Genomic DNA, 12,644 nt, shown 5'->3' on the forward strand with positions numbered 1-12,644 from the left:
GTCCGGTCAGAGAGTTGCAGAGAAATGCCATGTCGTCTACGGCTGGAACACGATGAACTTGTCATGCCCTCTGGACGTCGGCGCTCGTGCGTACGCTCAGCACACGGTCTGCGTGGGGATGAGTGTCAACGCAAACGAACAGAAAGGAACGCAAGCGGCTTGCGTTCCTTTCGCGTTGTCGACGCAACCGATGTCAGGCGGCGCCCGCGCCGGTGAGCGAACGGACCTCTGTCTCCGCGTGCTTGGCCGGATCGGCCTTCTCCCGGGAGAGCACGGTGCCGAGCCATCCCGCGAGGAACCCCAGCGGGATGGACACGAGGCCGGGGTTCTCGAGCGGGAAGAGGTGGAAATCCCTCCCGGCGAAGACCGCGCCGGGGCTGCCGGAGACGACCGGCGAGAACACGACGAGTGCCACGGCGGGGACGAGCCCGCCGTAGACGGACCAGACGGCTCCACGCGTCGTGAAGGAGCGCCAGAACAGCGAGTACAGCAGCACGGGGAGGTTCGCCGAGGCGGACACCGCGAAGGCGAGACCCACCAGGAAGGCCACGTTGAGGTCCTGCGCCAGCAGGCTCAGGGCGATGGCGACGGCCCCGATCCCCGCGGCCGCGACCCGGGCCACCGGCACCTCGCCGCGCTTCCTGCCGCCGGCCTTCGCCCCGCGCCGCCCCAGTGACGCGTAGAGGTCGTGCGCGACCGAGGCCGATGAGGCCAGCGTGACGCCGGCGACCACCGCGAGGATGGTCGCGAAGGCCACGGCGGCCACCACCGCGAACAGCACCGTCCCACCCGTCGTCCCCGCTCCCCCGCCGAGATCGAGCGCCAGCAGCGGGACCGCCGTGTTGCCCGCCGAGTTGGAGGCGCGCACGGCGCCCGAGCCGACGAGCGCCGCCGCGCCGAACCCCAGCACGATCGTCATGAGGTAGAAGCCGCCGATCAGCCCGATCGACCACACCACCGAACGGCGTGCCGCGCGCGCCGTGGGCACCGTGTAGAAGCGCGACAGGATGTGCGGCAGCCCCGCCGTACCGAGCACCAGCGCGATGCCCAGGCTGATGAAGTCGAACCGCGCCGTCCAGCCGCCGCTGTACGCGAGCCCGGGGCCGAGGAAGGCCTTGCCGTGGCCGCTGTGCGCGGCGGCCGTGGTGAGCAGGTCGTCCAGGCGGCCGTGGAAGCGCAGCAGGACGAGGACCGTGAGGGCGACGGCCCCACCCATCAGCAGCACGGCCTTGACGATCTGGATCCAGGTGGTGGCCCGCATGCCGCCGAGCGTCACGTAGACGACCATCAGCGCCCCCACGCCGATCACCCCCCAGGCGCGCGCCGCCGTGCCCGACTCGCCGAACAGCAGCGTGACGAGACTGCCTGCGCCCACCATCTGCGCCACCAGGTAGAGCACGGACACCGTCACCGAAGCCGTGCCCGAGGCGATCCTGACGGGACGCTCCCGCATGCGCGCGGCGACCACGTCGGCCAGCGTGAAGCGGCCGCAGTTGCGCACGAGTTCGGCGACGAGGAACAGCACCACCAGCCAGGCGACCAGGAAGCCGACCGAGTACAGCATCCCGTCGTACCCGAACAGGGCGATCACGCCCGAGATGCCGAGGAAGGAGGCGGCGGACATGTAGTCGCCCGCGATGGCGAAACCGTTCTCCATCGGGGAGAACAGCCGCCCGCCCGCGTAGAACTCCTCGGGCGAGCCGTGCCTGCCCCGGCTCACCCACGTCGTGATGGCGAGCGTGACGGCGACGAACGCGCTGAACAGCGCCAGCGCCAGGGTCTGGTGGCCGCCGCTCACGCCTGTCCCCCGCGGTCCCTGCCCACGCCGCGGTCGAGCACCGTCCAGCGCAGGTCGAGTGCCGCCCGGTCCCTGTTGCGCCGGGCGTGGCGCGTGTAGGCCCAGGTCAGCAGGAAGGTGGTGAGGAACTGGGCGAGCCCGGCCAGCATCGCCACGTTCACCGGGCCGGCGACGGGACGCGCCATGGCCGCGGGCGCGAGCGTGGCGGCCAGCACGTAGGCCAGGTACCAGGCGAGGAACGCGGCGGTGGCCGGCACGACGAAGCGCCGGTAGCGCGCCCGCACCTCCTGGAACGCCGCGCTGCGCTGCACCTCGAGGTAGATGTCCGCCGCGGTGTACGCGTGCGGCTCCTCCTCGGCGGCGCGCGGTGCCGCCACCGTGAACCCGCTCTCGGGTCCGTCCTGCTCGTCCACCGGTCGGCTCTCCTCGTCAGGCGGCCGTTCGGCCGTCCGCCCAGCATGGCGAGGAGAGCGGCGCCCGTTGCCCGGTCCCGACCGGCTTCACCCCATCAGGTGACGGATGTCCCGGGTGGCTCGATGAGTCCGCGTTGGTACGCGTATCGCACGGCCTGGGCCCGGTCACGGACCCCGGTCTTGGCGAAGAGGTTGTTGATGTGGGTCTTCACCGTCGCCGCGCCGATGTGCAGGCGGCCGGCGATCTCCTTGTTGGACAGCCCCTCGGCCACCAGGGAGAGCACCTCGGCCTCGCGCGCGGTGAGCCCGTCGGGCGGCTCCGCGGGCGTGGGGACCTGCTGAGGCTCGGTGACGCGCTCGAGGAGCCTGCGCTGGACGGCGGGGGCGAGCCCGGCCTGCCCGGCCAGCACGTCCGTCACCGCCTTGACGATGTCGTCGCCCTGCGCGTCCTTGGTGAGGTAGCCGCGCGCGCCTGCCCGGAGCGCGGCGAACAGGGACTCGTCGTCGGCGAAGGTGGTGAGCACCACGACCTGGGTGCCCGGGTGGTCCGCGCGGATGCGGCGCGTGGCCTCGACCCCGTCGCAGCGCGGCATTCTGAGGTCCATCAGGACGACGTCGGGAGCCAGCCGCGCGACCAGCTCCACGGCCTCGTCGCCGTCCTTCGCGGCCCCCACCACCTCGATGCCCGGCAGCAGGCCGAGGAGCATGACGATGCCCTCCCTGACCACTGCCTGGTCGTCCGCGACGACCACTCTGGCGGGCCCCGTGCCCGTCACGCCGGCACTCGCAGCCGCACGCTGTACCCCTTCCCGCCGTCCCCCACCGGGCCGGCCTCCAGCGTGCCGCCGAGGAGTTCGGCGCGTTCACGCATGCCGAGGAGACCGTATCCGGAACCCGAGGAGGCGAGTTCCCGCGGCGCCGCTCCCCCGCCGCCCGAGTCGCGCACGCACAGCGCCAGCTCGTCGGGACCGTAGGTGAGGTCGATGTGCACCCGGGCGCCCGGCGCGTGCTTGCGTACGTTCGTCAGGGCCTCCTGGACGACCCTGCGCACCGTCTGCGAGGCCTCCGTGGGCACCGGCCGCGGCGTGCCCGCCACGTCGACCTCGGCGCCGTCGCTCGCCGCCACCTCGCGCAGGTAGTCGCCGAGCGGGGCCATCTCGCCGCGCAGCGCGGAGAGCGCCTGCCGGGTCTCGGCGAGGCCGTCGCGCGCCATCGAGCGCGCGGCGACGACCCGTTCGAGTATCTGGTCCCTGAAGGGCCCGGGCTCCTCCTGCTCGATGCGCAGCCGGGCCGCCTCCAGGTGCACGAGCTGCGCGGAGAGGCTGTGGGCGAGGACGTCGTGGATGTCGCGGGCGATCCTGGCGCGCTCCCCGAGCGCCGCGGACTCGGCCTCGGCGGCGCGCGCCGCCCGCTCCTGCACCTTCAGGCGGTGGCGTGACCCGGCGTCAAGACGCATCACGCACCCGGCGAGCCCCATGCCCACCAGCGTGACCACGCTGCTGATCCACGTCTGGTGGTTGGCGATCGTGTAGCCGCCGAGCGCCACGGCCGCGACCGGGACGCCGGCGGCGAGCGGCATGCGCTGGATCGCGACGAGGGCGCAGCCGAAGGTGAGCATCGCCACGGCGACCGAGAACCCCTGCCACTGCCCGAAGGCGGCCGCCACGAGCAGCAGCCCGCCTGAGATCAGCGAGGGCACGAGCCTGTGCTGCCGCGTGGACCGGTTGAAGACCCACATCAGCCAGCCGGCGGCGACGACGGCCGCGGCCTGCACCACCCCGGCGAGCCAGCCGCTGATGTGGTGCTCGGAAAAGATCGCGTAGACGATGGACACCGGCACGAGGGCCCGCAGGGCGAGGCGGTACTGCCGGCCACCGCCGGCCGCGGCGAGCCCCGCCGTGCCCGGCAGGCCCCCGATGGTGCGCATCTCGCCCGGCTCCCACGCGGGCCACCGCGTCCATGTCGCTGGTCTCACACCCTGTCCTTCCTCGCTCGCCCGGCCGCCGCGCCACCGTACGACGCACCGGCGCCGGAAGGCAGTGTGCCGGAGGACAGTGTGCCGGCGCGGTGCGTGAGCAGCAGGCTGCGCAGGGCGAACGAGACGCCGAGTGTGATCAGCAGGGCACCGTAGGACTGGTGGATGCCGACCAGGGCGCCGAGGCCCATGATCGCCATGCGGCAGGCGAAGCCGGCGAACCAGACGCCCGTGGTCGCCTTCGTGCCGCGGGACCACACGGAGCCGTCCGGCTCCCGCCACACCTTGCTCGTGATGGCCCAGCCGACGCCCATGAGGACGCCGACCAGCAGCTCGGCGGCGAGGAGCGCGACGGAGACTCCCGCGTGGTGCGAGTCGACGAGATGGCCCTCCCGCACGCCGAGGACCACCATGACGATCGGGAGGGCGAACGAGCGGCGGCCGCCGCCGCCGACGCGGCGCGGCCTCGCCTGGCGCATGACCATCACGACGACCAGGGCGACGATCGCCAGCACGTACAGCAGTTCCTTCACGGGATCCTCCGGGGACGATGCGGTCCGACTCCCTGAAGGTACGGAGAAGGGGCAGGTCAGCGGATCGGAGCCCGGGTGGAACGCGGGTGGATTCCCGCTCTCCACCCGGGGGTGGAGAGCAGGCGTTCCCGGCGTCGCTCAGGTGTCGATGCGGGAGCGGTCGAGCGTCGCAGCCGAGCTGGTGATGAACTCCTTGCGCGGCGCGACCTCGTTGCCCATCAGCAGGTCGAAGATCTGCTCGGAGGCATCCAGGTCGCTGATGTTGATGCGCCGCAGCGTGCGGTGGCGCGGGTCCATGGTGGTCTCCGCCAGCTGGTCGGCGTCCATCTCGCCGAGGCCCTTGTAGCGCTGGATCGAGTCCTTCCAGCGCACGCCCTTGCGCTGGAACTCCAGCAGCGTCTGGCGCAGTTCCGCGTCCGAGTAGGTGTACACGTACCGGTCCTGGCCCTTCTTGGGCTGCACCAGCTCCACCCGGTGCAGCGGCGGCACCGCGGCGAAGACCCGGCCCGCCTCGACCATCGGGCGCATGTAGCGCTGGAACAGCGTCAGCAGGAGGATCCGGATGTGCGCGCCGTCGACGTCGGCGTCGACGAGGAGCACGATCTTCCCGTAGCGCGCGCTGTCGATGTCGAAGGTCCGTCCCGACCCCGCCCCTATGACCTGGATGATCGCGCCGCACTCGGCGTTGTTCAGCATCGCGGAGACGGACGACTTCTGGACGTTGAGGATCTTGCCGCGGATCGGCAGCAGCGCCTGGAACTCGCTGTTGCGCGCGAGCTTCGCCGTGCCGAGCGCCGAGTCGCCCTCGACGATGAACAGCTCGCTGCGGTCCACGTCGTCGCTGCGGCAGTCGGCCAGCTTCGCGGGCAGCGAGGAGGACTCGAGCGCGGTCTTCCTGCGCTGGGCCTCCTTGTGCTGGCGCGCCGCGATGCGCGTGCGGGCGGCGGCGACGACCTTGTCGAGGACCGCGCGCGCCTGCGCCTTCGCGTCGCGCTTGGTGGACGTCAGGAACTCCTTGAGCTCCCTGGCCACGACGTTGGCGACGATCCTGTTGGCGGCCGAGGTGCCGAGCACCTCCTTCGTCTGCCCCTCGAACTGGGGCTCGGCGAGCCGCACCGTGACGACGGCCGTCAGGCCTTCGAGCGCGTCGTCCTTGACGACGTCGTCCTCGGCGACGCGCAGCAGTTTCGCGGAGCGCAGCACCTCGTTGACCGTCTTGGTCACGGAGCGTTCGAACCCCGTCACATGTGTGCCGCCCTTGGGGGTGGCGATGATGTTGACGAACGACCTGACGGAGGACTCGTAGCCGGTGCCCCACCTGAGGGCGATGTCGACGCCGAGTTCGCGCGTGACCTCCGTGGGCGTCATGTGGCCCCGGTCGTCGAGGACGGGGACGGTCTCCTTGAACGTGCCCTGGCCCGACAGCCTGAGCACGTCGCACACGGCCTTGTCCTGCGCGAGGTAGTCGCAGAACTCGCTGATGCCGCCGTCGTAGCGGAACGTCTCGACGCCGCCGCGCCCGGCGTCGGCGTCCTCGGCGTACCGCTCGTCCTTCACGACGATCGTGAGGCCGGGGACGAGGAAGGCCGTCTGGCGGGCGCGCTGGTGGAGCGTGTCGAGGGAGAGCTTGGCGTCCTTGAGGAAGATCTGCCGGTCCGCCCAGTAGCGCACCCGGGTGCCCGTGCGCGACTTCGGGACGCGCTTGCCCTTGAGCAGCCCGCTCGACGGGTCGAACGGGGCGTCGGGGCCCTGCTCGGTGAAGATGCCGGGCACGCCCCTGCGAAAGCTGACCGAGTGCGTGGCGCCGCCGCGGTCCACCTCCACGTCGAGGCGCGAGGAGAGCGCGTTGACCACCGAGGCGCCCACGCCGTGCAGGCCGCCGGAGGCCGCGTAGGAGCCGCCGCCGAACTTGCCGCCGGCGTGCAGCTTCGTCATGACCACCTCGACGCCGGACAGGCCGGTCTTCGGCTCGACGTCGACCGGGATGCCCCGGCCGTTGTCCTTCACCTCGACGGACCCGTCCTCGTGGAGGATCACGTCGATGTGGTCGCAGTAGCCACCGAGCGCCTCGTCGACGGAGTTGTCGATGATCTCCCAGAGGCAGTGCATCAGGCCCCGGCTGTCGGTGGACCCGATGTACATGCCGGGCCGCTTCCTGACGGCTTCGAGGCCTTCGAGAACGAGCAAATGCCGCGCGGTGTAGTTGGAACCGTCACGGTCCGCTGTCAGCAGCGCGGTGGACGGCACGGACGTATCGGCGGTCACTCGGTTCGCTCCTCGCTGAATTTGAGATCTGGCCCCGTGGGGTAAAGGCCCGGCTCCGGTCATCGGTCAGAGGGTACAGAGGCCTGGTAGAGCGGATGTAACGCCACCCTCGTCGTACGGCATGCTAGTGCATGCTCGCATGCGTGTTCGATATATCGCGCGGGTGCCGCACAGCTCACGTTCCCTTCCAGGCATGAACCATTTAGGCTCCGGGCACGTCCTCATCAACAACCGGCAAGCCGGCCGGGACGACCGAGGACCAGCACCACCCCCGACATCCACGCGAAATCCGTAAAGCTCAGCAATACGGCTCATTCGCCGCCAACCGTCAGCACCCACACCACTTCGGAAGAAGTTTTCGAAGAACGGCCACGAGCGGGAACGTTTTCGGCCTGGTTGGATGTTGACCCTGGTACGACAGCTCGTCGAGCTAGAGAAGAGGCGACGTGACTACTGTTCTGACCCCCGCGAGCCCCCTGACGGCGGGCGACCGTTGTGACCGCTGCGGCGCCCAGGCCTATCTGCGCGTCCTGCTGACCAGCGGCGGTGAGCTGCTCTTCTGCGCCCACCACGGGCGCAAGTTCGAGCCGGAACTCAAGAAGATCGCCGCGGAAATACAGGATGAGACCGACCGGCTGACGGACGTACCCGCCGTGGCCGGCGAAGAGGAGCGCTGACACCTCACATCCGACACGACGAGCCGAGGGCCGTGAGACGAGACGGCCGACGGGCGGCCGCCACCGCACCAGCGGATGGCGGCCGCCCGTTCTCGTACCCCAGGAAGCCCCCACGGAGTCCCTCACGGCCCCTGTGAGCGCTTCGCGGCTCACCGCCCGACGGCACCAGCCACCGGGCCCAGATCGGACGTGACACGGGCGTAGACGCCCGGCGCGTCCGCGAGCCCGCAGCCGCTCCCCCACGACACCAGCCCGATGAGGCGCCCCTTGGCGACCAGGGGACCGCCGCTGTCGCCCTGGCAGGCGTCGTGGCCCCCGTGCGGGTCGCCGGCGCAGAGCATCGAGGACGCCGCGTAGCGAGCCGACGAGCCGCCCGGGTAGGCCTTCTCGCACTGCGCGTCCGGCAGCACCGTCACGGGCGAGGAGCGCAGCCCGCCCGCGTAGTCGCCACGGCCCGTCGTGTCGCCCCAGCCCAGCACCTGCGCCTTGCTGCCGGGCTTCGCCTCCGCCCCGCCGGGCCGCTCCGGCGCGATCGCCGACGAGGCGGGCAGCGGCGTCTTCAGCGTCAGCACGGCGATGTCGTTCTCGTTGGTGCTCGGCCGGTACGCCGGGTCCACCGCGTACGAGCGCACCGCCACGGACCGGCCGCCCGACGCGGTGAGCCGGTCACGTCCCGCGATGACATGCAGGTCGCCGACGTTGTCAGGACCCTTGCCGAGGATGTCGTCACTCACGCAGTGGGCCGCCGTGAGCACCTTGGTGGGACCGACCACCGCGCCCCCGCAGAACTGTCCCGCGCGCCCGGAACCGAAGCGGTTCTGGCTGACCAGCGCCACGACCCACGGGTGGTCCGACGTGGAGGCGGGCGCGCCGCCGATCACGGCGCTGCCGGCCGCGGGCGCCGCCGCGGCGAGCGGCAGCAGCGCCGAGGCGGTCAGCGCGGCGAGTCCCCCGTACAGCGCCCGGGAGGGCATCGGGGTACGACCGCGCGGTGCGGTGCGGACGGCTCTGGCGAAGGGGCGACGCATCTGCTCTCCTGACTCTCCGTGGAAAGTTGATCCACTCGGAGTCATCCAACCTGTCCTGGCACCGAAGCGCGAAACGCGGCAGGGCCCGGGTCCCCTCGAAAGAGGATCCGAGCCCTGCCGCGTGCGCCGTGCGGACCTACCGCGTGCGCGATCAGTCGAGGTAGTCGCGCAGCACCTGGGAGCGCGACGGGTGGCGCAGCTTCGACATGGTCTTGGACTCGATCTGCCGGATGCGCTCACGGGTGACCCCGTAGACCTTGCCGATCTCGTCCAGCGTCTTCGGCTGGCCGTCGGTGAGGCCGAAGCGCATGGAGACCACGCCGGCCTCGCGCTCGGAGAGCGTGTCGAGGACCGAGTGCAGCTGCTCCTGCAGGAGCGTGAAGCTGACGGCGTCGGCCGGCACGACCGCCTCGGAGTCCTCGATCAGGTCGCCGAACTCGCTGTCGCCGTCCTCGCCGAGCGGGGTGTGCAGCGAGATGGGCTCGCGGCCGTACTTCTGGACCTCGATGACCTTCTCCGGGGTCATGTCGAGCTCCTTGGCCAGCTCCTCCGGGGTGGGCTCGCGGCCCAGGTCCTGGAGCATCTGGCGCTGCACGCGCGCGAGCTTGTTGATGACCTCGACCATGTGCACCGGGATGCGGATGGTGCGGGCCTGGTCGGCCATGGCTCGGGTGATGGCCTGCCTGATCCACCAGGTGGCGTACGTGGAGAACTTGTAGCCCTTGGTGTAGTCGAACTTCTCGACCGCGCGGATGAGGCCGAGATTGCCCTCCTGGATCAGGTCGAGGAAGAGCATGCCGCGGCCGGTGTAGCGCTTGGCCAGCGAGACCACGAGACGGAGGTTGGCCTCCAGCAGGTGGTTCTTGGCGCGCCTGCCGTCCTCGGCGATGATCTCCAGCTCGCGCTTGAGCTTCGGCGCGAGCTTGTCCGCCCCGGCGAGCTTGTCCTCGCCGAAGAGGCCGGCCTCGATGCGCTTGGCGAGCTCGACCTCCTGCTCGGCGTTGAGCAGGGGGACCTTGCCGATCTGCTTCAGGTAGTCCTTGACCGGGTCGGCGGTGGCGCCGGCGACCGCGACCTGCTGGGCGGGCGCGTCGTCCTCGTCGTCGTCCGACAGGACGAAGCCCTTGGCCTCGCCCTCGGCCTCCTCGTCCTCGGTCTTGCCCGCGGGTGCTTCCTCCGCCGGCTCCTCGGCCTCGCCGAGCTCGTCGGCGTCCTTCTTCGCGGCGGTCTTCTTGGCAGCCGTCTTCTTGGCGGTGGCCTTCTTCGCCGTGGCCTTCTTCGCCGCCTTCTTGGGAGCGGCGGCCTTCTTCGCGGGAGCGGCGGCGGAGGACTCCTCGGCCGGTGCCTCGACGACCTCGGCCGCGGGCGGCGCGACGACCGCCGCGGCGACCGTCTTGGCCGGTGCCGGGGCGGCGGCCACGGGCTTCGGCGCGGCGGGGCGTTTGACCGGACTCTTCGCCGCGACGCTCTTGCGGGCCCGCTTGGGCGACTCCGCGGCACTGACCATCAGCGTCACACCCTCTTCCTCGAGGATCTGATTGAGGCTGCGCAGGACGTTCTTCCACTGGGTCGGCGGAATCTGGTCAGCGTCGAAGGCCCGACGCACGTCATCGCCGGCGATCTGTCCATCAGCCTTACCCCGCTCGATGAGCGCCATCACAGACTCGGACTCGGCGATCTCCGGCGGGAGCGTACGGGATGTGCTGGCCGACACGAACAACCTCTCGGAACGATGGGAAGGGCTTCTGGCCCAGCCCGGGAGCGGACCGGAACCGACGACCGGCGGCTGGAAATGTCACCGACGGCGCGGGCTGGAGCCGGGGAGGATCACAGCGCCGCGGCGGGCGGATGCGGTCCCCTCTCGACTGTCACCTCTTAGGTCATCGCCCTGCCTCGGAGAGTGTTACGCCCAATCCGCGTGGCCCGAGTCACACCCCATATGGGACAAGCTTCGCACAATGGGGCAGAACACACCGCATCTGTGTCGCCGGACCATACCGGTCCGGCGACACGCCCCCCGCGGACACCCGCGAGGAGGGACGTACACGACCGGGTCAGTGCTCGCGCGGAGCCGGCACGACGCGCTCGACGTCCGGGTGGACCGTGAGCAGTTGGCGCATCGCGGACTCGGCCGACGCCCCGTCGCCGGCGCCGAGCGCGTCGACGATGCGCGCGTGCTGCGCGAGGGAGGCGTCGGTGGGGCGCTCACAGCCCGAGACCAGGCCGCCGGACACCTGGAGCGCCGAGGCGACGATGCCGGAGAGGTGATCGAGCATGCGGTTGCCGGCGAGCTGGATCAGCAGCCCGTGGAACTCGGCGTCGGCGCGGCCGAAGGTGATGGCATCGCCCTGCGCCAGCGCGTGGCCCATGATCTCGACCATGTCCGCGAGGCGCGTCTGCGCGTCCTCACGGCCGTGCCCGGCGGCCAGGCGGGCGGCGAGCGGCTCGATCATCCAGCGCAGCTCGGTCAGCTCCCGGCGCTGGTCGTCACGGTGCGGGCCGAAGGCGCGCCACTCGATGATGTCCGGGTCGAGCAGGTTCCAGTCGCTGACGGGACGCACGCGGGTGCCCACATTGGGGCGCGCGCTCACGAGGCCCTTGGCCTCCAGAACGCGCAGCGACTCGCGCACGACGGTGCGGGAGACCTCGAAGCGCTGGCCGATCTCCTCGGGCACGAGGGGCCGGTCCGCGCCCAGGTCGCCGGAGACGATCATCTGTCCGAGCTGCTGGACGAGTTGGCCGTGGAGCCCGCGCCCGCGGCTGCCGGCGGGGCGCCGGCCCGCCCGGGAGAGGTCCACGTCGGGGCCCTCCCAGACGGGGGCGGCCGCCCGATCGGAGCCGGACGCCTGGGGGAACGGATAGCGGTTGAGGTCACCCGGTCCTGTCAGGCCTGAATCGGCGGAACGGGCGGAGGTCATCATGGTGTGCGCAAGGGTACTCACGCATCCTTTGTCGGCGTTGCTCCGACTGCCCTTGAGGGCTTTGGTGAAAAGCACACGAAAGGGTGATCGGCGCTCGCGCCTCTATTGACGGACGGTGACTGTTAGGTCCGAAAAGCACGCTTTGTCCGCCTAGTTATGGCCAACGCGATCCGGAACCGTCGAACAACGATCACCAACGAGCCCTACGGCGAAGACTGGTGAACGCGAACGCGCAGAACAGGGCCGTCAGGGACAGCGCGAGAGCCGCGGCCTCCGGCCGGGTGACCATGCGCAGCGCGGACAGCAGCCATCCGTCCGTCTCATGGGGCCGCCCCAGCCAGGTGAGTTCGCGCAACTGTCCGGGAAGTCCCGTCAGGGGGTGGGCGGACGGCCCGGTCAGCGCCTTCCTCACGAGGGGCACGACGAGCACGGGCACGGCGACCACCGCGGTGACCCCGGCGGCCGTGACGCGGAAGATGCCGGCGCCGAGCAGCCCGGCCCAGGCACAGCCGAGCGAGAGCCCCGCCCACCCCGCGCAGAGAGCGAGCCAGTCGTGCGGGACCGGAAAGGCCGTGGCGCCGTAGAGCAGCCGCAGCACACCCCCGTCCGCGAAGGCCGCGAGGAGGGCGAGCAGCACGGCCACGGCCCCCGTGACGGCCAGCTTGGCGCACAGCAGGCCGAGCCTGCGCGGGACCGTGCCGCGCGCCCCGGTGATCGCCGGGTGGCGGAACTCGTCCCCGTAGGACAGGGCCCCGAGGAGCCCGGCGCCCATGGCGGCGGGCGGTAGCGGCAGCAGCGCAGGCCAGGCGGCGAGCAGCCCGGACGGCGGGGTGCCGCCTGTACGGGCGAGCACCAGGGCGACGGCGAGCGAGACGACGAGTGCGGCGACGGCGATCAGGGGCGCCGTCCGCACCCCGAACATCCTGCGCAACTCGTAGCGCACCGGCCGCAGCGGGCTGCGGGCAGGGCGCCCCTCGAGAGGCGGCGGCAGCGCGGCGGTGCGGCGGGCGGCGGGCACGGGCAGACGCGCGGGG

10 protein-coding genes and 1 pseudogene are annotated in these 12,644 nt (G+C 71.4%); 1 reads left to right on the forward strand and 10 read right to left on the reverse strand.

Features of this window, described 5'->3' with window-relative positions:
- Positions 1–193 precede the first annotated feature (193 nt).
- The 6 genes from JFN87_RS19250 to JFN87_RS19275 form a co-directional block, all read right to left on the reverse strand.
- Positions 194–1,798, reverse strand: coding sequence for a monocarboxylic acid transporter (locus JFN87_RS19250; RefSeq protein ID WP_209341638.1), 1,605 nt, complete (start codon positions 1,796–1,798; stop codon positions 194–196).
- Positions 1,795–2,211 (reverse strand): DUF485 domain-containing protein, encoded by a 417-nt coding sequence (locus JFN87_RS19255; protein ID WP_209341640.1) that lies wholly within the window; start codon positions 2,209–2,211, stop codon positions 1,795–1,797. The genes JFN87_RS19250 and JFN87_RS19255 overlap by 4 nt, the downstream gene beginning before the upstream one ends.
- Positions 2,212–2,306: 95 nt before the next feature.
- Complete coding sequence (locus JFN87_RS19260; RefSeq protein WP_307865515.1) at positions 2,307–2,987, reverse strand: response regulator; 681 nt, start codon at positions 2,985–2,987, stop codon at positions 2,307–2,309.
- Positions 2,984–4,186, reverse strand: a complete 1,203-nt coding sequence (locus JFN87_RS19265) for a sensor histidine kinase (RefSeq protein WP_307865516.1) — start codon at positions 4,184–4,186, stop codon at positions 2,984–2,986. The genes JFN87_RS19260 and JFN87_RS19265 overlap by 4 nt, the downstream gene beginning before the upstream one ends.
- Entirely contained in the window at positions 4,183–4,719 is a 537-nt protein-coding gene (locus tag JFN87_RS19270; RefSeq protein ID WP_209341641.1) for a DUF1453 domain-containing protein, read from the reverse strand. The genes JFN87_RS19265 and JFN87_RS19270 overlap by 4 nt, the downstream gene beginning before the upstream one ends.
- 138 nt (positions 4,720–4,857) lie before the next feature.
- Positions 4,858–6,984, reverse strand: coding sequence for a DNA gyrase/topoisomerase IV subunit B (locus tag JFN87_RS19275; RefSeq protein WP_209341642.1), 2,127 nt, complete (start codon positions 6,982–6,984; stop codon positions 4,858–4,860).
- Between the two features lie 446 nt (positions 6,985–7,430).
- Here JFN87_RS19275 and JFN87_RS19280 point away from each other — a divergent pair, with 446 nt between their 5' ends.
- Entirely contained in the window at positions 7,431–7,661 is a 231-nt protein-coding gene (locus JFN87_RS19280) for a DUF7455 domain-containing protein (protein WP_030902613.1), read from the forward strand.
- 149 nt (positions 7,662–7,810) lie between these two features.
- On the opposite strand, the gene JFN87_RS19285 is transcribed toward JFN87_RS19280, so the two are convergent.
- From JFN87_RS19285 to JFN87_RS19300, 4 genes and pseudogenes are all read right to left on the reverse strand, one after another.
- On the reverse strand, positions 7,811–8,635 hold the full coding sequence (locus JFN87_RS19285) for a serine protease (protein ID WP_209341649.1): 825 nt from the start codon (positions 8,633–8,635) through the stop codon (positions 7,811–7,813).
- A gap of 205 nt (positions 8,636–8,840) precedes the next feature.
- Positions 8,841–10,403, reverse strand: coding sequence for an RNA polymerase sigma factor (locus JFN87_RS19290; RefSeq protein WP_209341643.1), 1,563 nt, complete (start codon positions 10,401–10,403; stop codon positions 8,841–8,843).
- A gap of 340 nt (positions 10,404–10,743) precedes the next feature.
- Positions 10,744–11,631: a FadR/GntR family transcriptional regulator gene (locus JFN87_RS19295; RefSeq protein WP_209341644.1), complete on the reverse strand. Its 888-nt coding sequence runs from the start codon at positions 11,629–11,631 to the stop codon at positions 10,744–10,746.
- 169 nt (positions 11,632–11,800) lie between these two features.
- Positions 11,801–12,644: pseudogene (locus tag JFN87_RS19300) on the reverse strand (ABC transporter ATP-binding protein); the annotation flags it as partial.

Source organism: Streptomyces montanisoli (assembly GCF_017813245.1).
GTDB classification, from domain to species: Bacteria; Actinomycetota; Actinomycetes; order Streptomycetales; family Streptomycetaceae; genus Streptomyces; species Streptomyces montanisoli.

What these genes read in the sequence shown, in the direction of transcription:
- JFN87_RS19285 (WP_209341649.1), bottom strand. Translation starts at nt 8,635, where the DNA reads ATGCCCTCCCGGGCGCTGTACGGGGGACTCGCCGCGCTGACCGCCTCG.